Source organism: Paenarthrobacter sp. NPDC090520 (assembly GCF_044769205.1).
GTDB lineage: Bacteria > Actinomycetota > Actinomycetes > Actinomycetales > Micrococcaceae > Arthrobacter.
Map to the genome: position 1 here is coordinate 22,350 of NZ_JBIVXM010000028.1, position 26,889 is coordinate 49,238.

Below are 26,889 nucleotides of genomic sequence, written 5' to 3' on the forward strand. Positions count from 1 at the left end.
GTCTAGTCTGTTGCCGATCGTCTGATGGACTCCCAAAGTGCATCCACCCAAGGCAGGTTTGCCGGGTTCGCAGATGATCCGGAGCCGGTGCGGCCCCCAGGGGTTCCAGCGGCTTCATCCCCGCCAAATACCCAGTAACCCGTTTCACCCGGCATAACCATGTTAATGCGGTCGCGGGCCTGCTGCTTCACATAGTTGGGGTCCTGCCACCGGGAGAGCTGCTTGTTGAGGTCCGCCTGCTCGGCTTCCTTGCTGGCGATTTCGGCTTCCAGCGCCGAGATTTCGGAGCGCTTCTCCAGGAAAATCTTCACCGTCGGGGCCAGCATGATGGTGATGGCAATCATCACGACGGCCAGCGCCAAAACGCGGCCGGAGAACGCCTTGGCCGGTACGGGATCGCTCGCCGGCGTCCCTTGAGATGCCTTGTCCTTGGCGCCGGATCCGGTGGCCGGGGCTTTTGTCGCGGCCGCTGCCGCGCCGGTGGACGTCGGTTTTCCGGCAGTCGAAACCCGTGGACGGACGGGCGTCCTGGGCGCACCGGGCCTGCGGGGGCCGGCAGCCTTGCCGTGGGCTTCAACGCGGGGAGCGGGCTTGGCGTTCGAACCACCTGCGGCGCTTGCGCGGGGAGCGCCGAACTCGGCCTCGATGAGATCTCCGCCAGCCTGGCCCGCAGAACCCTGGCGCGTGGGCTCCGGGGCAGCCGGGGTCTTCCCCGGCCATTTGCCTGAAGTGGCCTGACCGGACGGCCTGCCGAGGGCATCAGCCTTGGGTACCTTGGGACGACGGGTGGCCATGACACTCCTGTAATGCCCGGTGCTTGCCTGGCGGGTTGCTGCGCTTGCCCTGCGCCTGGGTACGTGACCGAAGTCCTGGTGCGCCCGCGGTTCAGCAGGCAAGCGTTAAACAGAACCGGTGGCTATGGTCTTTCCACCATAGCCACCGGTCAGCTGTTTTCGCTGAAGGCTAGCCCTTGAAACGCGGGAAAGCGCTGCGGCCGGCGTAGCGTGCGGCGTCGTCGAGTTCCTCTTCGATGCGCAGGAGCTGGTTGTACTTGGCAACGCGCTCGGAGCGGGCCGGGGCACCGGTCTTGATCTGGCCGGCGTTGGTGGCAACGGCGATGTCGGCGATGGTGGTGTCCTCGGTCTCGCCGGAGCGGTGCGAGGTGATGGTGGTGTAACCCGAGCGCTGGGCCAGGGAAACAGCGTCCAGGGTCTCGGTCAGGGAACCGATCTGGTTCACCTTGACCAGGAGCGAGTTGGCCGTGGCAGCGTCGATGCCCTGCTGCAGGCGGACCGGGTTGGTGACGAAGAGGTCGTCGCCAACCAACTGGACCTTGTCGCCGATCGTGTCGGTGAGGGTCTTCCAGCCTTCCCAGTCGTTCTCGTCCAGCGGGTCCTCGATGGAAACCAGCGGGTAGTCGGCAACGAGTCCGGCGTAGTAGGCGCTCATCTCGGAAGCGCTGAGGGCCTTGCCCTCGAACTGGTAAGCGCCGTCCTTGTAGAACTCGGAGGAAGCAACGTCCAGGGCCAGGGCGATGTCCGTGCCCGGGGTGTAGCCGGCGTTCTTGATGGCTTCCTGGATCAGATCCAGTGCAGCGCGGTTGGACGGCAGGTTGGGAGCGAAGCCACCTTCGTCGCCCAGGCCGGTGGAGAGGCCCTTCTCCTGAAGGACAGCCTTGAGGTTGTGGTAAACCTCGACACCCCAGCGCAGGCCCTCGGAGAAGGTCTCTGCACCGATCGGGGCGATCATGAATTCCTGGATGTCGACGTCGGAGTCTGCGTGCGAACCACCGTTGAGGATGTTCATGAGCGGAACCGGAAGGACGTGGGCGTTCGGGCCGCCGAGGTACTTGTAGAGCGGCAGGTCGGCCGAAGCGGCAGCGGCGTTGGCCACGGCAAGGGAAACACCGAGGATGGCGTTGGCGCCCAGCTTGCCCTTGTTCGGGGTACCGTCGAGGTCGATCATCGCCTGGTCGATGCTGCGCTGGTCCGTGGCGTCGAAGCCGATCAGGGCCGGGGAGATTTCGTCGATGACGGCGTCTACGGCCTTCTGGACACCCTTGCCGAGGTAACGGCCCTTGTCGCCGTCGCGGAGCTCAACGGCCTCGTGCTCACCGGTTGAGGCACCGGAAGGAACTGCTGCACGGCCGATCTGGCCGTCAGAGAGCAGGACCTCAACTTCTACAGTCGGGTTACCGCGGGAATCAAGGATCTCGCGTGCGTGGATGGCATCGATAAGCGCCATGGATGTGCTCCTTATGGTGAAGCGATTTACAGGAATCTAGAGGGGAATTCTCGACGTCCTCGTCGCTACTAGCGTAGTCGAGAGTGGCTTAGGTTACGGAACGGCTTCCAACCGCTCACGTCATGAAGGCCGGCCTTGACCTTCCTGGAACGTTCGTACTGCCCCACGAAGGGCCCGCTCGGCGTCGAGTCCTTGGCCCCGGGCACCGGCGACGATCGCCAGCAGCAGCTCACCGAGTGCCTCTTCCGAGGCTGGAATGGCAGGAACCACGACGTCGGCCTGGGCACCTTGCGCTTTGACGGCAAAACCCGCGCGGGCGGCCCTGTCCAAGGACTTCTGTGCCGCTGCCAAAGCTGGAAGGTGCGGCGGGATGCCCTCGAAAGGATCGGTGCGCTCCGGCTTCTCCGCCCGTTTGGCTGCATCCCACTTCAGGATGATTTCCTCCACCGTTGCGGGGAAGGTGTCCTGGAGCGTGCCGTCGGCCTTGAAGACGTGCCGGTTCCGCCGGATCATTTTTGCGTTGATGTCCCGTGCAACCGCCGCGAAGTCAAAGCTGCCGCGCTCCTCGGCGAGCCGGGCGTGCAGCACCACTTGAAGCAGCACATCGCCCAGCTCGCCGCGAAGCTCCTCGTCAACAGCTCCCGACTCGATGGAGTCCACCACTTCGTAGGCTTCCTCGATCAAGTACTCCACCAGCGATTCGTGGGTGAGCGCGCCCATCCACGGGCAGTGTTCCCGAAGAGCGGCGATTGTTCCGATCAGCGTGTCGAGGCTGGATTTGTCAGCCGAGGTTGGCATAGGCGTCGTTGATGTACTCCACCAAGGCTTCGCGCTCGTCCAGCGGCAGGAACGCTGCCTCGGCGGCGTTGAGCGTCAGCTCGAGCAGATCATCGAGGTCGTAGTCGAAGGTCTCCACCAGGAGCTCGAACTCGTCCGTGAGGGTGACGCCGCCCATGAGGCGGTTGTCCGTGTTGATGGTGACGTTGAAGCCCAGCTGGAACAGCATGTCCAGCGGGTGGCTCTCGATGCCCTCGCCGAAGTTGGCGATGGCACCGGTCTGCAGGTTGGAGGACGGGCAGATTTCCAAGGCGATGCCGCGGTCGCGAACCCAGCCGGCCACGTTGCCGAGGGTCACCAACCCAACGGTTCCTTCGCCGTCGTCGTCCGTGTCTTCCTCGAACTCGACCGTGATGTCCTCGGCGATCCGGACGCCGTGTCCCAAGCGCAGGGCGCGGCCGTCAACCAGCGCGGACTGGATGCTGTCCAGTCCGGCGGCCTCGCCCGCGTGGACTGTTGCCGGGAAGTTGTTGGCGGCCAGGTAGGTGAAGGCTTCCTTGAAGCGGGAAGGCAGGAAACCATCCTCGGCACCGGCAATGTCGAAGCCAACGGCACCCTTGGTGCGGTGGCGGACGGCCAGCTCGGCGATTTCCTGGCCTCGGTCTGCATGGCGCATGGCGGTGATGAGCTGACCCACCTGGATCTGCTGTCCGCGCTCGTCAGCGGCGGCCATGCCGGCTTCAAGCCCGGCCTGGACGGCTTCCACAACCTCATCAAGGCTGAGGCCCTTCTGCAGGTGCTGCTCGGGGGCCCAGCGGACTTCGCCATAGACCACTCCGTCTTCGGCCAGGTCCTCGACGAACTCCTGGGCCACCCGGAAGAGGCCTTCCCTGGTCTGCATCACGGCAATGGTGTGGTCGAAGGTCTCGAGGTAGCGGACCAGGGAACCGGAGTCTGCGGATTCGCGGAACCACTCACCCAAAGCAACAGGATCCGTGGACGGCAGCGTGTGCCCTACGGCTTCCGCCAGTTCGATGATGGTGGCGGGCCGCAGTCCTCCGTCCAGGTGGTCGTGGAGGGAAACCTTCGGCAGGCTCTTCAGATCGAAATCGAGGGCAGGGGCAGCGTCAAGAATTGGCTCAGTCACGTACCCAACTGTAGGGGGACGGCAGGTCCTTAGCCAGCGGGCTTGGAACGGTCGACGCCGGCAATCGCCTTGGCGCTTGCGTCTGCCGTGGGAGCGGTCCCGTGGGCGGCAGCTTCCTTGGCATGGTCCTTCTTTTCGAGGTACTTGTGCCACCAGCGCAGCACATGGTCCACGACGATGCCAAGGACCACGGCGAAGGCCACGGCAATACCGACGCCAAGCAGCGGGTTGTGGTGGACCCACTGGCCGGCGAGGAGTCCGATGCCGATCGAGTAGCCAACCCAGGTGATGCAGGCAAAGGCATCAAGGAAGAAGAAGGTCCGGTGCCGGAATCCGGTCTGCCCTGCCACGTAGTTGACTGCCACACGTCCCCACGGAATATAGCGTGCCGTGAAGATCAGGACGGCTCCGCGCTTGTCCAGCTCGTACTGGGCCCATGCGAACATCTTCTGGACCTTGGGCCGGCGCATCCATTTCCAGCGGGTCAGGCCGATCTTGCGGCCCAGCATGTAGGCCATGTTGTCACCGGCCATGGCTCCAATAAGCGCAGTGGTCCCCAGGATCCAAAGGTTGGGTTCCCCGCTGTGAAGGGACAGCGCCGAGAGGCCAACAATTGCTGTTTCGCTGGGAAGGATGGTGGCGAATCCGTCGATGAAGAAGAACACCAGGAGCACCGGGTAAATCCAAGGCTGCCCGGCTGCATGCTCGAGCATTTGGTTCAAAAACTCCACGCGGCGGTAGCTCCTAGATGAATATGACTTGACACTGTGACGGAAGTCGCTCTTAGTGTCCCATGGCCGGGACGTCGTTCGCTACGCCCCAGCCTCGGGATCACACAATTAACGCTATAGGCGCGGGTGTTGTTCCGGCGTCAACCGGCGGGGTGATCTTGCCCTGTTTCGGGTCTCATACCTTGGGTGGAGGCGGGGCGCTCTCCCCCGGCTGGATCTCCGTCTCGGGGATGTCCTTGCCGTCCAAAGGCACGGAGCCCCGGACCTTGCTGATGATGCGGTCGATGACGATGCCCAGGATCACGGCAACCACGATCGCGATGACGGCGCCGAGCAAATGGTTGTGCTCAAACCACACACCGAAGAAGTAGCCAAGGACCACCGAGTAGCCGGCCCACAGGACGGCTGACAAGGCCGTCAGGGCCACGAAGCGCCGGTGGTTGAAGTGGGTGGCTCCAGCCGTGAGGTTCACCGCGACGCGGCCGATCGGGATGAACCGCGCCACCATGATCAGCGAGGCGGCCCGGCGTCGCAGTTCCTTGCCCGCCCACCGGAAGGCACCTTGCATGCGCTGGGTCCGCATCCAGCGCCACCGCTGGATGCCGATGCGGCGACCGATCAGGTACGCGATGTTGTCCCCGGAGAAAGCACCCAGCGCTGCCACCAAGGCCAGCAGCCACACGTTCGGTGAACCGCTGCTTCCGGAGACAGCGCTGAGCCCTACCACCACCGATTCGCTGGGGATCGGCGGAAAGAAACCGTCGATGACGCAACAGGCCAACACCAGGAACAGCACCCAGGGCTGCCCGGCTGCGGCGAGGATGAAATCGTTGATGGCCTGCACAGGAATTAAGCCTAGGCGATCCTGTCGATAATCAGTCGCCGGGCCGGGCGGGAACCCTCCGGCGCAATCACCACGGCATCCTGCAACGCCTCCTTGGCACGGCCGAATTTCTCCGGAGTATCCGTCAGGAGCGTCATGAGCGGCTCACCGGCCCGGACCAGGGCACCGGGCTTGGCATGGAGCCGTACGCCAGCCGCCGCTTGGATCTGGTCTTCCTTGCGGGCCCGCCCGGCGCCGAGCCGCCACGCAGCCACGCCCACAGCGAGTGCGTCCAGTTCCACCAGCACGCCATCTGCTGGCGCGTAGACCACCTCGGATTCCCGGGCTACCGGCAAGGCTGCCCGGGGATCGCCACCCTGGGCTTCGATCATGCGGTTCCACACGTCCATGGCCCGGCCGTCCTTGAGCGCGGCGGCGGGATCGGCGTCATGGATTCCCGCACCCGCCAACATCTCTTCGGCGAGCCGGACGGTCAGTTCGACGACGTCTTCCGGACCACCGCCGGCAAGGACCTCTACTGACTCTTCCACCTCAATCGCGTTTCCCGCGGTCAGGCCGAGCGGGGTGGACATATCAGTCATCAGCGCAACGGTGTGCACGCCGGCGTCCTTGCCCAGGTCCACCATGGTCTCCGCAAGCTCCCGCGCCTTGGCCTCGTCCTTCATGAAGGCGCCGGAGCCCACCTTGACGTCGAGGACCAGGGAGCCAGTGCCCTCGGCAATCTTCTTGCTCATGATCGAGGAGGCAATGAGCGGGATCGCTTCAACAGTCCCTGTCACGTCGCGGAGGGCATAGAGCTTTTTGTCCGCCGGAGCCAGCCCCGATCCCGCCGCGCAGATCACTGCGCCGACGTCCTGGAGCTGGGCCATGATCTCCGCATTACTGAGGTTGGCCCGCCATCCGGGGATGGCTTCGAGCTTGTCCAACGTGCCGCCGGTGTGGCCCAGTCCGCGGCCCGAAAGCTGCGGAACGGCCACCCCGAAAACAGCCACCAACGGCGCCAACGGGAGCGTGATCTTATCCCCGACCCCACCGGTGGAGTGCTTGTCGCTGGTAGCCTTCCTGCCGCCGTCGGGCGTTGTCAGCGACGAAAAGTCCATCCGCTCCCCCGAGGCGATCATGGCGGACGTCCAGCGCGAGATCTCTTCCCGGTCCATGCCGTTCAGGAGGATGGCCATATTGAGCGCCGCCATCTGCTCCTCGGCAATGACGCCCCGGGTGTAGGCATCGATGGTCCAGTCGATCTGTTCGGGCGTCAGGGTGCCCTTGTCCCGTTTGATGGTGATGATCTGGACGGCGTCGAACGCTTCGGTACTGGTCACGTGTTTTCCTCCAGGTGTTCCGGACCGAAGGCGTCAGGCAGCACCTGGTCCATGGTTTTGATGCCTTGGGTGGTCATGAGCTGCATGCCGGGTGCGCGGAATTCGTACAGCAGCTGGCGGCAACGGCCACAGGGCATCAAGACGTTTCCTTGGCCATCCACGCAGTAGAAGGCCGCGATCCTGCCACCGCCGCTCATGTGCAGTTGCCCCACCAGCGCGCATTCCGCGCACAAGGTCAGGCCGTAGCTGGCGTTCTCCACGTTGCAGCCGCTGATGATCCGGCCGTCCTCGGTGAGGGCCGCAGCCCCCACCGGGAACTTCGAATACGGGGCGTAGGCCTTTGCCATGGCCTCCTTGGCGGCGTCCTCCAGGACCTGCCAATTGACATCGCGCATCCGTCAGCCCTTCACGTACGGTATGCCGCTCGCGGCCGGTGGCCTCGACCTGCCCACCAAACCGGCGACGGCGAAAATCGTCACCAGGTACGGCAGCATGGCCATGAACTGGCTGGGCACCGGAGTTCCGATGATGCCCAGGATGGACTGCAGGTTGTACGCGAAGCCGAACAGCAGCGAGGCCAGGAAGGCACCGATGGGGTTCCACCGGCCGAAGATCAACGCCGCAAGGGCGATGAAGCCTCGACCGCCGGAGATCTCCTTGGTGAACGAGTCGATGGTCACCAAGGTGAAGACGGCGCCACCGATGCCGGCAATGGCACCACCCAGGGTCACGTTCCAGAAACGGGTGGCGTTGACGTTGATGCCCAGGGTGTCTGCTGCCTGGGGGTGCTCACCCACTGCACGGACACGCAGGCCCCAGCGCGTCTTGAACAGCCCGAACCACACCACGGCCACCGCGATGTACATGAGGTAGCCGGCGATCGACTGTTCAAAGAGGATGGGGCCAATGATCGGGATGTCCGAGAGCAACGGAATCGGAAGGATATCCAGGCGCCCGGGAGTGTTGAACTGGTCCTTGTTCGGAGCCATGACCGTACCGAACAGGAAGCCGGTGAGGCCGGAGACCAAGACGTTCAGGACAACACCGACGATGATCTGGTTGACCAGGTACTTGATGCTGAACACAGCCAGCACCATGGACACCGCGGCACCTGCCGCCGCTGCGGCGATGAGCCCGATGTAGGGGCTTCCCGTCACGGTGGCTACCAGCGCTGCCGTGAAGGCGCCGCCGAGCAATTGGCCTTCGATGGCGATATTGACCACGCCTACCCGTTCACACAGGACGCCGGACAACGAACCAAACACCAGGGGAACTGCCAGCGTCACGGAACCTGCCACCAGGCCGGCCAGCGAGATGGACGGCTGGCGGGCGCCGGCCACGATCCACACGAGCAGGGCGAAGACGAACACCACGGCGAACGCGATCGGCAGCCACTTGGGCGAGCGTTCCCCGCGCGTCCAGAGATAGATCGAGTAGGCCGCCATGGCCAGCAACAGGATGGCCAGCACCACGCCGCCTACCTGGCCGGGGATCATGAGCGCCGGAACCTGGACACTGTCGCCTGGATCGCTGATCTTCATTTCGGCCGTCTGCCCGGGGCCGAGCAAGCCGAAGAAGACCAAAGCAAGCAAGGCCAGGACACCCAGGGAAACGGGCACCTTCAACGACGGGCGCGTGCCCGGCAGTGCGGTTGCTCCAGCCCGGGGAGCGGTGGTTGTTGCGCTCACTTTGCACCTCCGGTGGCAACGGCGACCTTGGGGGCCACCTTCTTGTTTTTCTTCTTCTTGCTGTCCAGCCGGAAGAGCGACCGGATCAGCGGCGGAGCAGCGATGAACAGGACGATGAGCGACTGGACCACCAGGACAATGTCGATCGGTGTGCCGGTCTGGATCTGCATCTGGACTGCGCCCGCCCGGAACGCACCGAACAACAGGCCGGCGAAGAACGTGCCCCACGGGGTACTGCGGCCCAGCAAGGCCACCGTGATGGAGTCGAAGCCGATCTGGGCGGCCACGCCACCGGTGAGGACCTTTTCCGTTCCGGCCACCTGGGCTACGCCGCCGAACGCTGCCAACGCTCCCGCGAAGGCCATGACCAGGATGGTGGCGCGGGGAACCTTGACGCCAGCCGTCCGCGCGGCGGCAGGGTTGGCGCCGACGGCACGGAATTCAAAGCCGATGGTGGAGCGGTTCAGCATCCACCACACGCCGTACGTCAGGAGCACGGCCACCAGGAAGCCGAGGTGGAGCCGCGAACCGGGAATCAGTACCGGGTAGGTGGCGGACTCATCCAGGCGTGGCGAAATGGGGCTGTTGTCCCCCGGCCGGCGGAACGCTGCCGTGTTCAGCAGGAAGTCCAGCAGGAACAGGGCAACGTAGTTCAGCATGATGGTCACGATGACCTCGTGCGCGCCCGTCCGGGCTTTCAGGACACCAACGATTCCGCCCCACACGGCGCCGCCGAGGACGCCCATGATGATGACCACCAGGAGGTGCAGGCCGAAGGGCAGGTGCCAGGTGAAGCCGACATAGGCGGCCAGGGTGGCGCTGATGATGATCTGCCCCTGGGCGCCGATGTTGAACAACCCAGCGCGGAAGGCGAGGGCAACGCCCAGGCCGGCGCAGATCAGCGGCGTTGCCACGGTCATGGTTTCCAGCAGCGGCATGAAGCCCTGGCGGGTGTTGAACACCGCGCCCTGGAAGAGCGCCACGTAGCTCTTGGTCATGGCATCCCACAGGGCCAGCAGGAAATCGGTGGGCCGGGCAAAGAAGTAGCCTGCCGTCCTCGCGACGCGGGCGTCCGTGCTGGCGATCAGGAGACCGCCGAGGATCAAGGCCACAATCACGGCGAGGACCGAAACGAAGCCGTTGCCCATGACGATCCTGCGGAACAGGCTCCCCTGCTGGTGTCCGATATCCCCGCTCTGCGAGGAGACCGGAACGATCGATGGTTCCAGGGTGCCGCCGGCTGTGTCCAGGGCGACGTCCGCCGCCTGGGCATCAGCGGTGGATTCCTGGGGTGCTGCGTCCTTCTTGGACTGGTCGCTGCTGGTCTGGTCACTGGTTGTCATCGGAGCCCCCTTCCGGGCTGACGCCGGCCATCATGAGGCCGAGGGTGTCGCGGGGAGTCCCGGCGGGAACGATGCCCACAAGCTTGCCCTTGTAAAGCACGGCGATGCGGTCTGCAAGTTCCATGACTTCATCGAGCTCCGTGGAGACGATCATCACGGGCGTTCCAACATCGCGCTCGGCGACGATGCGCTTGTGCAGGAATTCAATGGAGCCAACGTCCACGCCGCGGGTGGGCTGGCTGGCGATGAACAGCCGCAACGGGCGGGACAGTTCACGGGCCATGACCACTTTTTGCTGGTTGCCGCCGGAAAGGGTTCCGGCCGCGGCACCGGCCGATGGAGTCCGGATATCGAACTCCTCAATCTTGGCCTTGGCATTGTCCGCCACCTTGGCCGGCTTCATGCTCACGCCGCTGGCGAAAGGCGCCTGGTCATAAAGGTCAAGGACGAGGTTTTCGGCGACGGAGAAGGGACCCACGAGGCCGTCAACCGTCCGGTCTTCAGGAACAAAGCCAACACCTGAACGCAGGACATCCTTCACCGGCAACCCCAAGAGCTGCTTGCCGTCAAGGGTGACGGAACCGGTGACGTGTTCCTGCACTCCGAGGATCGCCTCGGTAAGTTCCGTTTGTCCGTTGCCTTGGACACCGGCGACGGCGAGGATCTCGCCTTGGGCGATATCAAAGCTGATTCCGTCCACCACGTTGGTGCCGTTGGGGGCACGGACCGTGAGGTTCTCGACGACGAACGTAGTTTCCTTGGGCTGGGCGGCCGCCTTGTCCAGGCTGAGGCTGACCGGACGGCCCACCATCATGGAGGCTAGTTCGGTGGCCGAGGCGGTCGGCGGAGCATCGCCCACCACCTTGCCGCGCCGGACCACGGTGATGACGTCCGAAACGGCCTTCACTTCCCGCAGCTTGTGGGAAATGAACACGATCGAGGTCCCGCTGGCTTTGAGCTGGCGCATGATGTCCAGGAGCTCATCGGTTTCCTGCGGCGTCAGGACCGCCGTGGGCTCATCCAGGATGAGTACCTTGGCTTCGCGCACCAGCGCCTTGATGATCTCCACGCGCTGCTGGACACCTACCGGCAGGTCTTCCACCAGGGCGTCGGGTTCCACGTCGAAGCCGTACTTCGCCGAGATCTCGCGGATCCTGCGGCGGGTTTCATCCATGCTGAGGACGCCGCCGAAGGACGTCGGCTCCGCACCGAGCGCCACGTTTTCGGCCACGGTAAACACCGGGACCAACATGAAGTGCTGGTGCACCATGCCGATTCCCGCCGCCATGGCGTCGCCAGGGCCGCGGAAGTTCACGGGCTGGTCATCCACCAGGATTTGTCCGGCTGTAGGTTCATAGAGCCCGTACAGCACATTCATGAGGGTTGATTTTCCGGCACCATTCTCGCCGAGGAGGCAATGGATCTGGCCGGATTCGACCACGAGGTCGATGTCTTGGTTGGCGTAGAAGCTCCCGAACGCTTTCGAGATCCCCTTTAATTCGAGTTTCACAACTCCCACCGTTCTTTGAGTCCGAGGGACGGCTGCACTGCTCACTACCTATGGCAGCAGCCTACGTCAGGGCAAAAACGAGCCGCCAGTACCGCGGAACGGTACTGGCGGCGCGTCCAGGAGTTGCTACTTCTTGGGGCTGGCCGCCGATTCGACTTTCAGCTTCCCGGAGATGATGTCCGCCTTCAGGGCGTCGAGTTCGCTCTTGGTGTCGGCGGAGATGGCCGAGTCAAGGTCGTGGAACGGGGCGATCGCCACGCCGTCGTTGGCCAGCGTGCCAACGTAGGCTTCGTTGCTGAACTTGCCGTCCTTGTCGTCCTTCACCACGGTTTCCACCGCTTCGCCCATCTGCTTGACCACAGAGGTCAGCATCAGGTCCTTGTATTCGGGAGCGGTGAGGAAACCATCGGAGTCGACCCAGATGAGCTTGACGTCCTTGCCGGCCGCCTTGGCTTCCTTGAGCGCAGCGCCCGCACCCTTGCCAACAGGTCCGGCCACGGGCATCACGATATCCGCGCCCTGGTCCAGCAGGTTCTTGGTGATCTGCTTTCCGGTGTCCTGCTTTTCGAAGTCACCGGTGAACGAGCCGTCCTGCGTGGCCTTGTCCCAACCCACGACCTGGACGGTCTTGCCCTTGGCCTTGTTGTAGGCCTGGACGCCGTCGTAGAAGCCATCCATGAAGATGGTGACCGTGGGCAGCTTGATGCCGCCGAAGGTTCCCACCTTGCCGGTCTTGGTGGCCGAGGCAGCGGCGTAGCCCGCCAGGTAGGCGGCCTGGGCGGTGTCGTAGACAACCGGCTTCACGTTGGCGATGGGGGTCTGGTACGAGTAGTCGATGATGGCAAAGTGCTTGTCGGTGTTCTTCTCGGCAGCGGCCTTGGTTGCGTCACCGAGGAGGAAGCCGACAGTGATGGTCATGTTGCAGTTGGCCGAGACCATGCCGTTCAGGTTGGTCTCGAAGTCGCTGTTGGCCTTGGACTCCGCGGACTTGGTGTTGATGCCCAGGTCCTTTTCGGCTTTCTTGAGGCCCTCGAAGGAGGACTGGTTGAAGGACTGGTCGTCAAACCCACCGGAGTCGGAGACGATGCAACCGGTGTAGTTACTGGCGGTATTGCTGGCGGAGCCGGCGTCGGGAGCCTGTCCGCAGCCGCTGAGCAGGAGCGCGCTGGCGCCCAAGGTGGCCACACCGGCCATCGAACCGCGCTTCAGGGTGGCACGCAGTGGTTTCTTCAATGTTCCTCCAGGAAGAAAGTGATGATCGCTACGACTGGTGGTCAATGAGTGTCCGTTTCCAAAACCCCGGGGCAGAAATTCTGTTTTCACTGATGCTTCGCAGCATTGCGCCGTAGCGCATTGATAACCACCACCCTAGTGGCGTACACCACACGGAGATAGCACAAAGCTGGCCCCTGCCCCAGATCGTTGACTTTTTGTTACCAATCAGTAGGCAGGGGCGTGCGTCACAGGCGGACCAGCATCTTTCCGGTGTTCATTCCGTCCAGCAGATCAATGAAGGCACGGGGCGCGTTTTCCAGTCCATCCACGATCGTCTCGTCATAGCTCACGGTCCCATCAGCCAACCAGCCGGCCATCTTCTGCCGGAACTCCGCAGCATGCTGCCGCTGCCCGCCCACCAGGAAACCGCGAAGCGTCAGCTGCTTGCCAATGGCCACGGCGAGGTTCCGCGGCGCTGCCGGCGGCTCGGTGGAGTTGTACTGGGCAATGGCCCCGCACATGGCAACCCGACCGCCAACGTTGAGCGTAGCCAAGGCCGCCTCAAGGTGCTCGCCGCCAACGTTGTCGAAGTAGACGTCGATGCCGCGCTCCCCCGCCGCCTCCCGCAACTGCTCAAGCACGGGGGCATCGTTGTAGTTGAAGGCGGCGTCGAAGCCAAGCTCCAACAGCCTGGCAACCTTGGCTGCCGAGCCCGCACTGCCTATCACTTTGCCGGCGCCCATGGCCTTGGCGATCTGTCCCACCATGGAACCCACGGCACCGGCAGCACCGGAAACGAAGACGACGTCGCCTTCCTTGAATTCGGCCACCTTGAGCAGTCCGGCATAGGCGGTCAGGCCGGTCATGCCCAACGCCCCGAGGAACGCCGATGCGGGCGCAAGCCCCGCCGGCACCGTGGTGGCCGTTGCGGCGTCAACCACCGCGTGTTCACGCCACCCCAGTTGATGCACGACGACGTCACCCACCTTGTGTGCGTCCGAACGGGACGCGATCACCTCACCCACCGCACCGCCGTCGAGCGCTGCATCGATGCGGAAGGGCGCCGAGTACGACTTTGCATCATTCATGCGGCCGCGCATGTAGGGATCCACGGACATGAACTGGTTCTTCACCAGGACCTGGCCTTCCTCCAGCTGGGGAAGCCCAGCCTCGGCCAGGCGGAAGTTGTCCGGAACAGGCCGGCCGGAAGGCCGGGAGGCGAGCTGGATTTCGCGGGTTGCGGCAGGAAGCTCCTGCGTCAGGGCGCTCATGCTGCGAACTCCACGAGCTTGAGGTCCACGGCGATGTTGCCACGGGTGGCATTGGAATAGGGGCAGATCGTGTGCGCCTTGGCCATGAGTTCCTCGGCCTTTTCCTTGCCCAGGGCGGGCAACGCGATTTCGAGTTCGGCGGCCAGGCCGTAGCCTTCGCTGTCGGTCAAGGCTCCGAAGTGGATCTTGGCGGCGACCGCAGAGTCCGTCACGTCAACGCGTTCCTTCCGGCCCACCAGGCGCAACGCGGAGTGGAAGCAAGCCGCGTATCCGGCCGCGAACAACTGCTCCGGGTTGGTTCCCTGGCCGTTGCCGCCCAGTTCCACCGGGCTTGCCAAAGCCACGTCAAGCTTGCCGTCGTTGGTGCGGGCGTTGCCGTCGCGGCCTTCGCCGGAGGCAAGGGCCTCAGCTGTGTAGAGGGTCTTCATGGGTAGTGTCCCTTTCTGGTGTGAAATCTTCTTCTCGTTCGAAGTCTTCAGAGTGACTTCTGCAGGGCCGCAGTGAGTTTGCCGAGGGTGGCGTGCAGTTGCTGGATCTCCGCGGCAGACAGTCCTGCGGCGTCCGCGAGGCGCTGCGGAACGGCTTCTGCACGTTCGCTCAGCCGGCTCCCCGCCTCGGTGAGGACCACGTCAACACGGCGTTCGTCCTCGGCGGACCGGTGGCGCTCCACGAGGCCGAGTGCCTCAAGGCGCTTCAGGAGCGGTGACAGCGTCCCGGAATCCAGGCCGAGCTCGGCCCCCAACTCTCGTACGCTCCGCGGCTCCTGCTCCCACAGGACCAGCATCACCAGGTACTGCGGATACGTCAGGCCCAGATCGTCCAGCACGGGGCGGTAGACCGCCGTCGCGGCCTTGGATGCCGAGTACAGCGCAAAGCAGACCTGGTGGCGGAGGCGGGGAGCATCACTCATGGGTAAAACGGTAGCGCACAATTGAATTGTGCACAACTCAATTTGGCCGAGTGCACCCAACTGAGGGACAGATCACGCTCCACTGAACGCTCAGTGGGCCTCCATCTGTCCCCCGGTTGGGTTTAGTTCTGGAGGTCCCGGATGGTCCGGAGGGCCGCAGCTGACAGGACGCGGACCGCGTAGCCCAAGGCCCGCTCGTCCACGATGAAGTCGCCACGGTGGAGGTCGTACTCCTCGCCGCCGGGCGTGTGGGTGCCCAAGCGCATCATGGCGCCGGGGAGGTCCGCGAGGAACCATGCGAAGTCTTCGCCGCCCATGGACTGCGGGGTCAGGACCACCGCGTTTTCGCCAAGTTCCGCCCGGGCAGCCGCCTCGATCAGCGCCGTCTCGTGCTCGGAGTTGACTACGGGAGGAACGCCACGGGTGTGCTCAAGGTGGACATCCACGCCATACGGGGCAGCAACCTGCTTCACGACGTCGTCCAGCAACTCTCCGGCGCTGTGCCACGCATCGCGGTCCAGGCAGCGCATGGTCCCGGCCATGTAGCCGCTGCCCGGGATGGCGTTGGGGGCTGAGCCCGCAGAGATCTGCCCCCACACCACGGAGACCCCGCTGCGAACGTCAACTCGGCGCGACAGGACGGCGGGGACGTTGATGGCGATCTGCGCCAGCGCGAAGACCAGGTCTTCGGTCAGGTGGGGCCGGGAGGTGTGCCCGCCGCGGCCCGTCAGTTCGATCTTGATGGTGTCCGACGCCGAGGTGATGGCGCCAATGCGCGTGCCGATCTGGCCAACATTGATCCGGGGATCACAATGAAGCGCGAGGATACGGGGAACACCCTGCAGCACCCCCTGCTCGATGCAGGACAACGCACCGCCGGGCATGGTTTCCTCGGCCGGCTGGAAAATGATGCGGACCGTGCCGCCCAGCGGGTTGTTCTTGTGCATGCGCTGCAGGGTCAGGGCAATGCCGAGCATGGTGGTGGTGTGGATGTCGTGGCCACACGCATGTGTCACCCCGTGGTTCTTGGAGGCGAACGGCAGTCCCGTTTCCTCAATGATCGGCAGCGCATCGATGTCGCCGCGGAGGGCCGTGGCAATGGGGCCTTCCCCCACATCCACCGTCAGGCCAGTGTTCTCTAGGCGGCGCGGCTTCAATCCGGCGGCCTCGAGCCGCTCCACGAGCTTGTCCGTGGTGCGGAACTCCTTGAAGGAAAGTTCAGGGTGCGCGTGCAGGTCCCGCCGGAATTCGATGAGTCCGGGCAAGAGCTCGTCAACCCAAGGACCTACAACAGGAGTGGGCTCGGTTTCAGTCGTGTAATTGCGCACGTCACAACTCTAGCCATGCACGGCCCCGGAAGAACGAAAGCCACCTCTTGGTTACGCTGCGTTCAGGCGCAGGACAACCAAAGAGGTGGCTTAAGTTATACGGACTGGGCTAGAGCACGTCCGTGTCGCCGCTGGCCTTCAGGGCATCCACGGCGCCCTTGACCCGCTGTGCGTGTTCCTTGGTGGTCACCAGGAGCGCGTCGGGGGTGTCCACGATGACAACGTCCTTGATGCCGATCAGTGCGATCACGCGCTTCGTGTCCGAAACAACCACGCCGCTGGCGTTTTCGGCGAAGACACGTGCACCTTCGCCAAGGACGGTCACCTCGTCAACGTCGCCGGCATTGTTAAGGCGCCCGATGGCGGCGAAGTCACCGACGTCGTCCCAGCGGAATGTACCAGGTACGACGGCGACATCGCCGGCTGCCGCTGCGGGCTCGGCTACGGCGTAGTCAATGGCAATCTTGGGCAGGGTGGGCCACACGCGTGCGGTCACCTCGGCACGCTCCGGAGTGTCCCAGGCGTGGGCAATCTCCTGGATGCCCGCGAAGAGCTCAGGCTGGTTGGCTTCCAGGTGCTGGAGCATGAGGGCTACCGGGGCAACGAACATGCCCGCGTTCCAGACATAGTCGCCGGCCTCGACGTATTTACGGGCAACGTCCTCGCTGGGCTTCTCCACGAATTCCGCGACGGCCAGGGCATTGGGTGCGCCGTCGACCTTAAGCTCCTTGCCGGAACGGATGTAGCCGAAGCCGGTGGACGGGTGCGTGGGCTTGATGCCTATGGTGACAATCTTGCCCGTGGCCGCGGTGAAGATCGCCTCGCGGACGGTGTCCTGGAAGAGCTCGTCCGGGCTGATCACCTGGTCGGCGGCGAAGGAGCCCATGATGGTCTCCGGGTTCCGCTGGTAGAGGATGGCCGCGGCCAGGCCAATGGCTGCGCCGGAATCCTTGGGTTCGCTTTCGAGGACCAGCTCGTCGTCCCCTACTTCGGGAAGCTGGCGGCACACGGCGGCCCTGTGCGCCTGGCCCGTTACCACCAGGACCCGCTCGCCGGCCAAGGGCTCGAGGCGATCGTAGGTAGCCCTCAAGAGAGTGCTGCCGGAACCGGTCAGGTCATGGAGGAACTTCGGTGCCGCGGCACGCGAGAGTGGCCACAGCCTGGTTCCCACACCGCCGGCCGGAATGACTGCATGGAAGCGGTCCAAGGGTGATTCCGGGAATGTCGCGTCTTCTGTACTCACCTCAACACTTTATCGGACACAGCTGCCAGGCCCCGCCGCGCGCCACACATGTGGCATTAGTCTCATGCAGCGGAAAAATTCCCGGAATCCCGGGCGGGAAACACAGAATTAACAAGCAGAGAAGCCGGTCCTAAATTGAATAAGCTGTTAGCGAAGCCTAGATTTAGGCGTGAGCTACGAGTGCTCTCGCAGCAGGCGTTCCCCCCGCGTGGATCCCATGCCAGCGCCGCTGTGTTGCAGGAAGGTTTATTCAGTGCCGACAAAACCAGCTGGCACCTTGTACCGCGGCCGTGAAGGCATGTGGTCCTGGGTTGGACACCGCATTACCGGTGTAGTGATCTTTTTCTTCTTGTTGGTCCATGTGCTGGACACCTCATTGGTGCGCGTGTCCCCTGAGGCCTACACCGCCGTTATCGGCGCCTACAAGAACCCCCTGATGGCCCTGGGTGAAACGGGCCTGGTCGCTGCGATCATCTTCCACGCCTTCAACGGCCTGCGCGTGATCGCCATCGACTTCTGGAAGAAGGGCGCGAAGTACCAGCGCCAACTGCTGTGGGTCGTACTTGCGCTGTGGCTGGTTACGTTCGCAGGGTTCGCCATCCGCCACCTTTCCCTCGCGCTGGGAGGCCACTAAGCCATGACCACCATCCAGTCCCCCCGTTCGGGCAAGATCGCCCCGAAGTACAACCGGACCGGCAGCAGCCGCGGCAACTTCGAAATGATCGCGTGGCTCTTCATGCGCCTCTCCGGCATCGTCCTGGTGGTGCTCATCTTCGGCCACCTGTTCGTGAACCTGCTGGTTGGCGAAGGCATCCACGCGATCGACTTCGGCTTCGTGGCAGGCAAGTGGGCAGATCCCTTCTGGCAGTTCTGGGACCTCGCCATGCTCTGGCTGGCCATGCTCCACGGCACCAACGGCGTCCGCACCATCATCAACGACTACGCGGAAAAGGATTCCACCCGCTTCTGGCTCAAGGTGGTCCTGTACGCAGCTACCGCGGTGATCGTCATTCTTGGCACCCTGGTGATCTTCACCTTCAACCCGTGCCCCGTCGTCGACGGCGTTCAGCTGCCTGGCGGTTTCTGCCCGGCGCCGTAGCGGCTCCTCCGGTGGGCCTGTTCCGTGGGCCGCACCTGACTTAGCGGAGCAGGCTCCGCCGACCATCTGAATTTTGAAAGAGAGAGCATCTGGTATGCAGGTCCATAAGTACGACGTCGTCATTGTCGGTGCAGGTGGCGCCGGCATGCGCGCCGCGATCGAGTCCGGTCAGCGCGCACGCACAGCGGTACTGACCAAGCTCTACCCCACCCGTTCGCACACCGGTGCGGCCCAGGGTGGCATGTGTGCAGCACTGGCCAACGTCGAAGAAGACAACTGGGAATGGCACACCTTTGACACCATCAAGGGTGGCGACTACCTGGTTGACCAGGACGCAGCCGAGGTCATGGCGAAGGAAGCCATCGACGCCGTGCTGGACCTGGAAAAGATGGGTCTGCCGTTCAACCGCACGCCCGAAGGCCGGATCGACCAGCGCCGTTTCGGTGGCCACACCCGCGACCACGGCAAGGCCCCCGTCCGCCGTGCGTGCTACGCCGCCGACCGTACCGGCCACATGATCCTGCAGACGCTGTACCAAAACTGCGTCAAGCACAACGTTGAGTTCTACAACGAGTACTACGTCCTTGACCTGCTGATCGTCGAAGAAGACGCAGTACGCGAAGACGGTACTCCGTACAAGCAGAAGCGCGTTGCCGGCGTGGTCTCCTACGACCTCGCATCCGGTGAACTGCACGTCTTCCAGGCCAAGTCCGTGGTGTTCGCTTCCGGCGGCGCCGGCAAGGTCTTCAAGACCACCTCCAATGCCCACACCCTCACCGGTGACGGCATGGGCATCGCCTTCCGCCGCGGTATTCCGCTGGAGGACATGGAGTTCTTCCAGTTCCACCCGACCGGCCTCGCCGGCCTGGGCATCCTCCTCACCGAGGGTGCACGTGGTGAAGGTGCCATCCTGCGTAACTCCGAGGGTGAGCGTTTCATGGAGCGCTACGCCCCCACCATCAAGGACCTCGCACCCCGTGACATCGTGGCCCGCGCCATGGCCAACGAGGTCCGCGAAGGCCGCGGCTGTGGCCCGAACAAGGACTACGTGCTCCTTGACCTGACCCACCTGGAGCCGGAGCACATCGAAGCCAAGCTTCCGGACATCACCGAGTTCGCCCGCACCTACCTGGGTGTGGAACCGTTCACGGATCCGGTTCCCGTGTTCCCCACGGCCCACTACGCCATGGGCGGCATCCCCACCAACATCGCAACCGAAGTCCTCCAGGACAACGACACCGTTGTGCCGGGCCTCTTCGCCGCCGGTGAAGTTGCCTGCGTTTCCGTCCACGGCTCCAACCGCCTGGGCACCAACTCGCTCCTGGACATCAACGTCTTCGGCAAGCGTGCCGGCGTTGCCGCAGCCGAGTACTCCAAGACTGCCGACTACGTCGAGCTTCCCGAGGATCCGGAGGCCATGACCCGTGGCATCCTGTCCGGCCTGCTCAACGGCACCGGCACCGAACGCGTGGCCCAGATCCGCAAGGAACTGCAGGACACCATGGATGCCAACATGCAGGTGTTCCGCACCAAGGAATCGCTGCAGCAGGTCCTCAGCGACATCGCTTCCTTCGAGGAGCGCTACAAGAACGTCACTGTCCAGGACAAGGGCAAGCGCTTCAACCTGGACCTCCTGGAAGCAGTGGAGCTGGGCTTCCTGCTGGACATGGCCAAGGTCATGACCGTCGGTGCACTGCACCGTGAAGAGTCACGTGGTGGCCACTACCGCGAGGACTTCCCGGACCGCGACGACGAAAAGTTCATGAAGCACTCCATGGCTTACCTGGACAATTCCGTCACAGCCGCCTCGTCGGCGGAATCCGTTGCGGGCATCCGTCTGGAGACGAAGCCCGTGATCTTCACCCGTTACGAGCCGATGGAGCGTAAGTACTAATGACGACCGAAATGGCAGAACCCGCTTCCAAGATCGAGCTTCCTGCGGGCGTTGGCGGCGGCGGGGAAATCCCCACGTTCCACATCACCCTGCGCGTGCGCCGGTACGATCCCGAGATCTCCGACGAAGCCCGCTGGGACGACTACAAGCTGACCATGTACGGCACGGACCGTGTGTTGGATGCATTGCACAAGGTCAAGTGGGAGATCGACGGCACGGTTTCGTTCCGCCGCTCCTGCGCCCACGGCGTGTGCGGCTCCGATGCCATGCGCATCAATGGCCGCAACCGCCTCGCCTGCAAGACGCTGCTCAAGGACCTGGACACCACCAAGCCCATCACCGTTGAGCCCATCAAGGGCCTCCCGGTGGAGAAGGACTTGATCGTGGACATGGAACCCTTTTTCCAGTCCTTCCGCGAAGTGATGCCGTTCCTGATCAACAAGGGCCACGAGCCCACCAAGGAACGCCTGCAGTCCGTCGAGGACCGTGAGCGCTTTGACGACACCACCAAGTGCATCCTCTGCGCTGCCTGCACCTCGTCCTGCCCGGTCTTCTGGACCGACGGCCAGTACTTCGGCCCGGCAGCCATCGTCAACGCCCACCGCTTCATCTTCGACTCCCGTGATGACGCCGGCGACATGCGCCTGGAAATCCTCAACGACAAGGAAGGCGTGTGGCGTTGCCGCACCACCTTCAACTGCTCCGAGGCCTGCCCGCGTGGCATCCAGGTCACCAAGGCCATCGCCGAGGTCAAGCAGGCTATCCTGTCGCGCAAGATCTAGTCAGCCGTTCCCCAAGGACAGCACGACGACGGCGCCGCCCACCACTTTTGGTGGGCGGCGCCGTCGGGCTTTAATCATCAGCGGAGACGCTCCGAACCGGGCGTCCGAACAACAAGGAGACCAGCGTGTCACGCTCTGAGAAGATCAGCTTCACGGGAAGCACCGGCGATGCCTTGGCGGGAATCGTCGATGTGCCCGAAGGTCCCGTCCGGGGCTGGGGCGTGTACTCGCATGGCCTGACCCTGGGCAAGGACAGCCCGGCGGCCTCGCGCATCTGCAAGGGACTGGCCGAGCAGGGCGTCGGCATGCTGCGCTTCGACAACCTGGGGCTGGGCGGATCAGAGGGCGAATGGTCTGCGGGGTCCTTCAGCGTCAAGGTCGCCGATACGATCCTTGCCGCAGCGTTCATGAAAGAGCAGGGCCGCGCGATTTCGCTGCTGGTGGGCCACTCATTCGGTGGCGCCGCCGTCCTGGCGGCCACCCGGGACATTCCCGGACTCAATGCCGTGGTGACCGTTGGCGCGCCGTTCGAACCCAAGCACGTGGAGCACATGTTCGACGCCGAAATCGACTCCATCCTGCGGGACGGGTCCGCTGTGGTGGACCTGGGCGGCCGGCCCATGGAGATCCGCCGGCATTTCGTGGAAGACGTGGAGCGGGCCGACCTGCGCGACTGCATCCGGACCCTCCACAAGCCGCTGATGGTGATGCACTCCCCCACGGACAATACGGTGGGAATCGACAATGCCAGCGAAATCTTCCGCACCGCCCGGCATCCCCGGAGCTTCATTTCGCTCGAAGGCAGCGAACACCTGCTCACAGGTAAGGGGCAGGCGGCGCGCGTGGCACGGATTATTGGTGCGTGGGCTGACCCGTACCTGGAGGTCCGCGACGCCGCCTGACTCCCAACTGGGTCGCAGTTAAGCGCGTTCTGGGCGCCCAAAACGCGCTTAACTGCGACTTAGTTGGGTGGCTACTTGCCGATCGCGGCTTTGCTCTCGCTGATCCATTGCTCGGCTGCCTTGTCCGGGCTCAGCCGCTTGAACAGCACCTCGGTGTTGATGCGCGCCGTGATTTCGGAGACCGCCGTGGAACCGGTGGGGCCGATGTAGGTGGGCGCGAAGTCCATCTTGCCGATCTGGTCGATGTAGGCCGCCTCAACCTTGCCCTGCGGTGTCAGCAGGTCCTGGATGGCCGTGCGCATGCCTGAGTTGCTGGGCACGCCCCGGTCGCTCTGGATGATCTTGGCTGCCTGCTCATTGTTCACCAGGAAGCTCACCAGCTTGGCAGCAGCATCCGCGTGCTTGCTGCGGGCGGAGATGGTGTAGAACTGCGAGGACTGGAGCCAGATACCCGGCGTGGGCGTCTCCCCCGGCAGTTTGAGGAGCTTGAGTTCGGCACCGGATGCCTTGCTGAGCGCCGAGAGCGAGTTGCTCCACGTGAGCATCATGCCGGCCTTGCCCATGCCCATGAGCGTCTGCTCCGTGCTGACATTGAGCTTCTCGACGGTCTCGGACGCACTCGGAGCGGCCCCGGATTCACTCAGCTTGAGCGAATAGTCGAAGTAGGCCTGGACCGTACTCTTGTCCAGCCCCAGCTGTCCGTCCTGGGTGTAGAGGGACTGTCCGCGCTGGCGGGCGAAGGCATCAAGCGAGTCGTGGGTCAGGACGGTTGCGGTGCCGTAGGTTCCCTTGGGACTCTTGGACGTGATGTCACCGGCGATGCGGGCAAAGTCGTCCCAGCTCCACTTGCTGTCGTCCGGGAGGGAAACCCCGGCTGCCTGAAACACTGCCGGGTTCACGACGATCGCCAAAGCATTGGCTCCCGTTGACACGCCGTACTGCGTGCCCTTCACCTGGCCGTTCTCCAGGGCGCCCTGGTCGAGCTTGGACAGATCCAGCGAGCCATTGACCTTGGACAAGTCCAGGAGGGCGCCACGGTTGGCATATTCTGCAGGATACGCGCCGCCCATGGTGATGACATCCGGGGCATCGTTGGCCGCAACCTGGGTGGCCAGCTTGTCGAAGTAGCCGCCGATGTCGCCGTATTCCGGCTTGACCTTGATGTTGGGGTTGGCTGCCTCGAATTCGGCGATGGCCTTGTTGGTCAACTCTGCGCGGCTGGCGTTCCCCCACCAGGAGAACCTGATCTCCACCGGACCGCTCTCGGCCTGGGTGTTGCTGCCTGCTGAGCACCCTGTGGCCAAGCCGGCCAGGCCCAGTGCGGCAATGAATGCCATGGATTTTCGGATACTACCTAGAGATTTACGCGCCATTGGGTAAGCTTCTTTCAGACTCAGAAAACGGTTCCTGAAACGTATCAAGCACTCAGATGTGCGTCAATAGTTCTGATCGTTAACTATTTAGGAAGCTCCCCGGAGGCCCCGTCTTGACCCTGAAACTTACCGACATCCAGATCCGCGATCCCTACGTCCTCACCCTTCCCGGAACGGGTGAATACCTGCTTTTCGGCAGCACGGACAAGAACATCTGGTCCGGTCCCGCCACCGGATTCGACTGCTACCGGAGCCCTGACCTCAAGGCGTGGGAGGGGCCGTTCCCAGCCTTTCGGCCAGACCCCGGTTTCTGGAGCCACGAACAGTACTGGGCCCCCGAAGTACACGAATACCAGGGGCGTTTCTACCTGTTTGCCACCTTTATCGCACCAGGTCATTTCCGGGGAACCCAGATACTTTCCAGCGACCAGGCCGAGGGGCCGTACACACCGTGGAGCAACGGGCCGGTGACCCCACCCGATTGGGAATGCCTTGACGGAACACTCCATCTGGACGCCGACAGGCAGCCGTGGATGGTCTTCTGCCACGAGTGGAAGCAGATCGACGACGGCGCCATCGTTGCCCAGCGCCTCAGCCCGGACCTGCGCAGCGCGGTGGGTGAACCGACGGTCCTGTTCACGGCTTCCGAGGCTCCGTGGTCACGCCCCTTGGACAAACCGTCCCACACGGGCGCTCCAGTCCATGTCACCGACGGTCCGTTCCTCCACAGGCTCGCCAGTGGCAAACTCATCATGCTGTGGTCCAGCTTCGGGGACCACGGCTATTCCATGGGCATCGCCCGCAGCCAATCCGGCACCGTGCTGGGTCCTTGGATCCAGGAGCCTGAAGCCCTGTGGAACAAGGACGGCGGCCACGGCATGATCGCCCGGGCCCTCGACGGAAGCCTGTTCCTGACGCTGCACCAGCCCAACCAGAGTCCCAACGAACGTGCGGCCTTCTTCACCCTGCGTGAGCTTGAGGACACCGTTGTGCTGGAGCCTGCCAGTGCCGGCATCGACCGCGAGTCGCTGGTCAGGCGCCACAACGTGACGCAGAAGGAACTGGACCCACGGAGCCCAGTCTCAGTGGGCAATGGCGAATTCGCCTTCACCATGGACCTCACTGGCCTGCAGACATTTCCCGGCTCCTACCCCGTGGGGGCCCGGGACGAGCTCCCGCCCGGAACCTTGCTGGGCACCCAGGCACAATGGGGCTGGCACTCCGTCCCGCCGGAAGCTTCCTACGACTTGTCGGGGTCCACTGTCCTCTACGATTCACCCCGCGGGCCCGTGCCCTACGTGGACATGGTGGGAGACATCGTGGATGACCGGGAAACCGGAACTTCCCGGGCAGAAACGTGGCTCCGCGCGAACGCGCACCGCCTGGACCTGGGCAGGATCGGCTTCCGGTGGGTGGAAGGCGGGAAGGAACGCCCCCTCGAACCGGCCGACATCACCGGAACCGAACAAACACTGGACCTCTGGTCCGGAATCGTGACCAGCCGCTTCACCGTGGCGGGCCACCCCGTGACGGTCACGACGGCGTGCCACCCCGACCGCGACCAGCTCGGCTTGCGCGTGGAGTCGGCTGCGTTGGGCTCGCCGGGAACGGGGCCCCGCCTGGTTGTCGGATTGGACTTCCCGTACGGATCCGAGGCCTGGCACGACGCCGCTGATTGGAGCAGGCCGGACGCGCACACCACCACCCTGGAGCAGCCCACCCCGACACTCGCCGGGAAGACGGGCTGGGTGGTGCACCGGGAACTGGATGACTCGCGTTACGAGGTGGTCATTACCGGAAAGAGCCTCCGGATCGAACAGACAGGCCAGCATTCGCTCCGTGTTGGCTCCGACGACCACGTAGAATCCGGCGCCCGGGGTTCCATTCTGGACCTGTCCATTGCCTTCCTCTCCGCGGGCGATGGCGACTGCATCCCGCGCGGCACCGCCGGAATCGGGCAGGCGGCACCGGCACCCGAGCCGACTCGGGCGGCAACCGAGGCGAGCCCCGGCACGGGGCCAGCATCCGGCGTCGTACGTTCCTTGGAACCGGCCGCAGGCAGCGACGTCGCGGCAGCGTCTGCCGCGCACTGGCCGAAATTGTGGAACTCCGGTGGCGCGATCGAACTCCACGCCACCGATGACCCGCGGGCCAAGGAATTGGAACGTCGGATTGTCCTCTCCCAGTACCTGACGGCGATCAACTGCTCCGGCTCGTTGCCGCCGCAGGAAACGGGGCTGGTGTGCAACTCGTGGCGCGGCCGCTTCCACTTGGAAATGCACTGGTGGCACGCTGCCCACTTTGCCCAATGGAACCGCCCGGAACTGCTGCTGCCCTCGTTGCGCTGGTACTCCACGGTGCTGGAGAGGTCCCGGCAAACGGCCAAGCAGCAGGGCTTCGAGGGAGTGCGTTGGCCCAAGCAGGTTGGCCCGGATGGACGGGAGAGTCCCAGCACCATCGGCACCTTTTTGATCTGGCAGCAGCCGCACCCCATCTACCTCGCGGAACTGGCCTACCGCGCCAACCCCTGCCGCGAAGTGCTGGAAGAATTTGCGGAGACGGTGTTCGAGTCGGCAGCGTTCATGGCCGGCTTTGCGCATCCGACGCAGCGGGGATTCGAGCTCGGACCGCCGTTGGTCCCCGCACAGGAAAGTTACGGTTCCATCCGCGGCAGGGTCAGCAACCCTACCTTCGAGCTGGCCTATTGGCAGTGGGCCCTGGGCATCGCCTCGGACTGGCGTGACCGGCTGGGCTTGGAGCCCGTTGCCGCTTGGAAGGACGTAGCAGGAGGTATGGTCAAACCGCACGTGGTGGATGGGGTGTATACCGCGATCGATGTGGAGCCTTTCACCATCCGCACCGACCACCCGTCCATGCTCTGCGCACTGGGGGTTCTTCCTAGGACGGAGCTGATCGATCCGGACACCATGCGGGCCACCCTGCACGACGTGCTGGCGGACTGGGATTGGGTAAGCACGTGGGGCTGGGACTACCCGGTGATGGCCATGACGGCGGCCCGCCTCGAAGACCCGGAAGCCGCCGTTGATGCACTCCTGCTCGACGCAGGAAAGAACACGGTGCTGCCGAACGGCCACAACAGGCAAACGGATTCACTGCCGTTGTACCTCCCGGGCAACGGTGGATTGCTGGCCGCCGTGGCGTTGATGGCGGCAGGGTGGGACAACGGACCGTCCCGGAACGCACCTGGCTTCCCGCCCGATTGGAACGTGGCATGGGAGGGCTTGGTGAAAGCGCCGTAAGAGTCG

The 26,889-nt window shown here is 64.0% G+C and carries 24 protein-coding genes and 1 pseudogene; 7 read left to right on the forward strand and 18 right to left on the reverse strand.

Features of this window, described 5'->3' with window-relative positions; translation table 11 throughout:
- Positions 1–2: 2 nt before the first annotated feature.
- The 17 genes from ACIQTZ_RS22145 to ACIQTZ_RS22225 form a co-directional block, all read right to left on the reverse strand.
- The gene (locus tag ACIQTZ_RS22145; protein ID WP_402984148.1) at positions 3–794 is read right to left on the reverse strand and encodes a septum formation initiator family protein; all 792 of its coding nucleotides are present in this window, start codon (positions 792–794) and stop codon (positions 3–5) included.
- 169 nt (positions 795–963) lie between these two features.
- Positions 964–2,244, reverse strand: a complete 1,281-nt coding sequence (gene eno, locus ACIQTZ_RS22150; RefSeq protein ID WP_387433287.1) for a phosphopyruvate hydratase — start codon at positions 2,242–2,244, stop codon at positions 964–966.
- 120 nt (positions 2,245–2,364) lie between these two features.
- On the reverse strand, positions 2,365–3,042 hold the full coding sequence (locus tag ACIQTZ_RS22155) for a MazG nucleotide pyrophosphohydrolase domain-containing protein (protein WP_402984151.1): 678 nt from the start codon (positions 3,040–3,042) through the stop codon (positions 2,365–2,367).
- Positions 3,026–4,168: an adenosine deaminase gene (locus ACIQTZ_RS22160; RefSeq protein WP_402984153.1), complete on the reverse strand. Its 1,143-nt coding sequence runs from the start codon at positions 4,166–4,168 to the stop codon at positions 3,026–3,028. The genes ACIQTZ_RS22155 and ACIQTZ_RS22160 overlap by 17 nt, the downstream gene beginning before the upstream one ends.
- 29 nt (positions 4,169–4,197) lie before the next feature.
- Positions 4,198–4,881, reverse strand: coding sequence for a DedA family protein (locus tag ACIQTZ_RS22165; protein ID WP_397324820.1), 684 nt, complete (start codon positions 4,879–4,881; stop codon positions 4,198–4,200).
- A 193-nt stretch (positions 4,882–5,074) separates the two neighbouring features.
- Positions 5,075–5,743 carry a DedA family protein gene (locus ACIQTZ_RS22170; RefSeq protein ID WP_400330734.1) on the reverse strand — a complete coding sequence of 223 codons (669 nt, stop codon included), beginning with the start codon at positions 5,741–5,743 and terminating at the stop codon, positions 5,075–5,077.
- 11 nt (positions 5,744–5,754) lie between these two features.
- The gene (locus tag ACIQTZ_RS22175; protein WP_402984156.1) at positions 5,755–7,065 is read right to left on the reverse strand and encodes a thymidine phosphorylase; all 1,311 of its coding nucleotides are present in this window, start codon (positions 7,063–7,065) and stop codon (positions 5,755–5,757) included.
- Positions 7,062–7,460: a cytidine deaminase gene (locus tag ACIQTZ_RS22180; RefSeq protein WP_400330728.1), complete on the reverse strand. Its 399-nt coding sequence runs from the start codon at positions 7,458–7,460 to the stop codon at positions 7,062–7,064. The genes ACIQTZ_RS22175 and ACIQTZ_RS22180 overlap by 4 nt, the downstream gene beginning before the upstream one ends.
- 3 nt (positions 7,461–7,463) lie before the next feature.
- Complete coding sequence (locus ACIQTZ_RS22185) at positions 7,464–8,753, reverse strand: ABC transporter permease (protein WP_402984159.1); 1,290 nt, start codon at positions 8,751–8,753, stop codon at positions 7,464–7,466.
- Positions 8,750–10,096, reverse strand: a complete 1,347-nt coding sequence (locus tag ACIQTZ_RS22190) for an ABC transporter permease (protein WP_402984162.1) — start codon at positions 10,094–10,096, stop codon at positions 8,750–8,752. Before ACIQTZ_RS22190 ends, ACIQTZ_RS22185 begins: the two co-directional genes overlap by 4 nt.
- Positions 10,083–11,606: an ABC transporter ATP-binding protein gene (locus tag ACIQTZ_RS22195; RefSeq protein ID WP_402984165.1), complete on the reverse strand. Its 1,524-nt coding sequence runs from the start codon at positions 11,604–11,606 to the stop codon at positions 10,083–10,085. Before ACIQTZ_RS22195 ends, ACIQTZ_RS22190 begins: the two co-directional genes overlap by 14 nt.
- Positions 11,607–11,732: 126 nt before the next feature.
- Positions 11,733–12,800 carry a BMP family protein gene (locus ACIQTZ_RS22200; protein ID WP_400331623.1) on the reverse strand — a complete coding sequence of 356 codons (1,068 nt, stop codon included), beginning with the start codon at positions 12,798–12,800 and terminating at the stop codon, positions 11,733–11,735.
- Between the two features lie 266 nt (positions 12,801–13,066).
- Complete coding sequence (locus ACIQTZ_RS22205) at positions 13,067–14,092, reverse strand: NADP-dependent oxidoreductase (RefSeq protein WP_402984168.1); 1,026 nt, start codon at positions 14,090–14,092, stop codon at positions 13,067–13,069.
- The gene (locus ACIQTZ_RS22210; RefSeq protein WP_402984171.1) at positions 14,089–14,520 is read right to left on the reverse strand and encodes an organic hydroperoxide resistance protein; all 432 of its coding nucleotides are present in this window, start codon (positions 14,518–14,520) and stop codon (positions 14,089–14,091) included. Before ACIQTZ_RS22210 ends, ACIQTZ_RS22205 begins: the two co-directional genes overlap by 4 nt.
- A gap of 47 nt (positions 14,521–14,567) precedes the next feature.
- Positions 14,568–15,002, reverse strand: a complete 435-nt coding sequence (locus ACIQTZ_RS22215; RefSeq protein ID WP_400330710.1) for a MarR family winged helix-turn-helix transcriptional regulator — start codon at positions 15,000–15,002, stop codon at positions 14,568–14,570.
- Between the two features lie 122 nt (positions 15,003–15,124).
- Positions 15,125–16,330, reverse strand: a complete 1,206-nt coding sequence (locus ACIQTZ_RS22220; RefSeq protein WP_402947030.1) for an amidohydrolase — start codon at positions 16,328–16,330, stop codon at positions 15,125–15,127.
- A 109-nt stretch (positions 16,331–16,439) separates the two neighbouring features.
- Complete coding sequence (locus ACIQTZ_RS22225; protein WP_402984174.1) at positions 16,440–17,573, reverse strand: mannose-1-phosphate guanylyltransferase; 1,134 nt, start codon at positions 17,571–17,573, stop codon at positions 16,440–16,442.
- A 253-nt stretch (positions 17,574–17,826) separates the two neighbouring features.
- On the opposite strand from ACIQTZ_RS22225, the gene sdhC reads away from it, so the two are divergent.
- The 5 genes from sdhC to ACIQTZ_RS22250 all read left to right on the forward strand — a co-directional run bounded on the left by sdhC (position 17,827) and on the right by ACIQTZ_RS22250 (position 22,250).
- Positions 17,827–18,207, forward strand: a complete 381-nt coding sequence (sdhC, locus tag ACIQTZ_RS22230) for a succinate dehydrogenase, cytochrome b556 subunit (RefSeq protein ID WP_011773978.1) — start codon at positions 17,827–17,829, stop codon at positions 18,205–18,207.
- Between the two features lie 3 nt (positions 18,208–18,210).
- A complete protein-coding gene (locus ACIQTZ_RS22235; RefSeq protein ID WP_387433251.1) occupies positions 18,211–18,672 on the forward strand; it encodes a succinate dehydrogenase hydrophobic membrane anchor subunit in 462 nt (153 codons plus the stop codon).
- Positions 18,673–18,766: 94 nt separating this feature from the next.
- Entirely contained in the window at positions 18,767–20,566 is a 1,800-nt protein-coding gene (sdhA, locus tag ACIQTZ_RS22240) for a succinate dehydrogenase flavoprotein subunit (protein ID WP_400330700.1), read from the forward strand.
- Positions 20,566–21,348 (forward strand): succinate dehydrogenase iron-sulfur subunit, encoded by a 783-nt coding sequence (locus ACIQTZ_RS22245; RefSeq protein ID WP_402947035.1) that lies wholly within the window; start codon positions 20,566–20,568, stop codon positions 21,346–21,348. The genes sdhA and ACIQTZ_RS22245 overlap by 1 nt, the downstream gene beginning before the upstream one ends.
- Positions 21,349–21,473: 125 nt before the next feature.
- Positions 21,474–22,250 (forward strand): alpha/beta hydrolase family protein, encoded by a 777-nt coding sequence (locus tag ACIQTZ_RS22250; RefSeq protein WP_402984177.1) that lies wholly within the window; start codon positions 21,474–21,476, stop codon positions 22,248–22,250.
- 71 nt (positions 22,251–22,321) lie between these two features.
- Here the strand turns inward: ACIQTZ_RS22250 and ACIQTZ_RS22255 are convergent, their stop codons facing one another.
- Positions 22,322–23,623, reverse strand: a complete 1,302-nt coding sequence (locus tag ACIQTZ_RS22255) for an ABC transporter substrate-binding protein (protein ID WP_402984180.1) — start codon at positions 23,621–23,623, stop codon at positions 22,322–22,324.
- A gap of 113 nt (positions 23,624–23,736) precedes the next feature.
- On the opposite strand from ACIQTZ_RS22255, the pseudogene ACIQTZ_RS22260 reads away from it, so the two are divergent.
- Together ACIQTZ_RS22260 and ACIQTZ_RS22265 are read left to right on the forward strand one after the other, a co-directional pair.
- Positions 23,737–24,546, forward strand: a pseudogene (locus ACIQTZ_RS22260) (glycoside hydrolase family 43 protein); the annotation flags it as partial.
- A 90-nt stretch (positions 24,547–24,636) separates the two neighbouring features.
- The gene (locus ACIQTZ_RS22265; protein ID WP_402984201.1) at positions 24,637–26,883 is read left to right on the forward strand and encodes a hypothetical protein; all 2,247 of its coding nucleotides are present in this window, start codon (positions 24,637–24,639) and stop codon (positions 26,881–26,883) included.
- The last annotated feature ends 6 nt before the right edge of the window (positions 26,884–26,889 follow it).

Excerpts from the sequence above, each read along its gene's own strand:
- ACIQTZ_RS22205 (WP_402984168.1), bottom strand. The coding sequence starts at position 14,092 with ATGAGCGCCCTGACGCAGGAGCTTCCTGCCGCAACCCGCGAAATCCAG.
- ACIQTZ_RS22155 (WP_402984151.1), bottom strand. The coding sequence starts at position 3,042 with ATGCCAACCTCGGCTGACAAATCCAGCCTCGACACGCTGATCGGAACA.
- ACIQTZ_RS22180 (WP_400330728.1), bottom strand. The coding sequence starts at position 7,460 with ATGCGCGATGTCAATTGGCAGGTCCTGGAGGACGCCGCCAAGGAGGCC.
- ACIQTZ_RS22215 (WP_400330710.1), bottom strand. The coding sequence starts at position 15,002 with ATGAGTGATGCTCCCCGCCTCCGCCACCAGGTCTGCTTTGCGCTGTAC.
- ACIQTZ_RS22210 (WP_402984171.1), bottom strand. The coding sequence starts at position 14,520 with ATGAAGACCCTCTACACAGCTGAGGCCCTTGCCTCCGGCGAAGGCCGC.
- eno (WP_387433287.1), bottom strand. The coding sequence starts at position 2,244 with ATGGCGCTTATCGATGCCATCCACGCACGCGAGATCCTTGATTCCCGC.
- ACIQTZ_RS22200 (WP_400331623.1), bottom strand. The coding sequence starts at position 12,800 with ATGGCCGGTGTGGCCACCTTGGGCGCCAGCGCGCTCCTGCTCAGCGGC.
- ACIQTZ_RS22255 (WP_402984180.1), bottom strand. The coding sequence starts at position 23,623 with ATGGCGCGTAAATCTCTAGGTAGTATCCGAAAATCCATGGCATTCATT.
- ACIQTZ_RS22235 (WP_387433251.1), top strand. The coding sequence starts at position 18,211 with ATGACCACCATCCAGTCCCCCCGTTCGGGCAAGATCGCCCCGAAGTAC.
- ACIQTZ_RS22190 (WP_402984162.1), bottom strand. The coding sequence starts at position 10,096 with ATGACAACCAGTGACCAGACCAGCAGCGACCAGTCCAAGAAGGACGCA.
- ACIQTZ_RS22145 (WP_402984148.1), bottom strand. The coding sequence starts at position 794 with ATGGCCACCCGTCGTCCCAAGGTACCCAAGGCTGATGCCCTCGGCAGG.
- ACIQTZ_RS22245 (WP_402947035.1), top strand. The coding sequence starts at position 20,566 with ATGACGACCGAAATGGCAGAACCCGCTTCCAAGATCGAGCTTCCTGCG.
- ACIQTZ_RS22165 (WP_397324820.1), bottom strand. The coding sequence starts at position 4,881 with ATGCTCGAGCATGCAGCCGGGCAGCCTTGGATTTACCCGGTGCTCCTG.
- sdhA (WP_400330700.1), top strand. The coding sequence starts at position 18,767 with ATGCAGGTCCATAAGTACGACGTCGTCATTGTCGGTGCAGGTGGCGCC.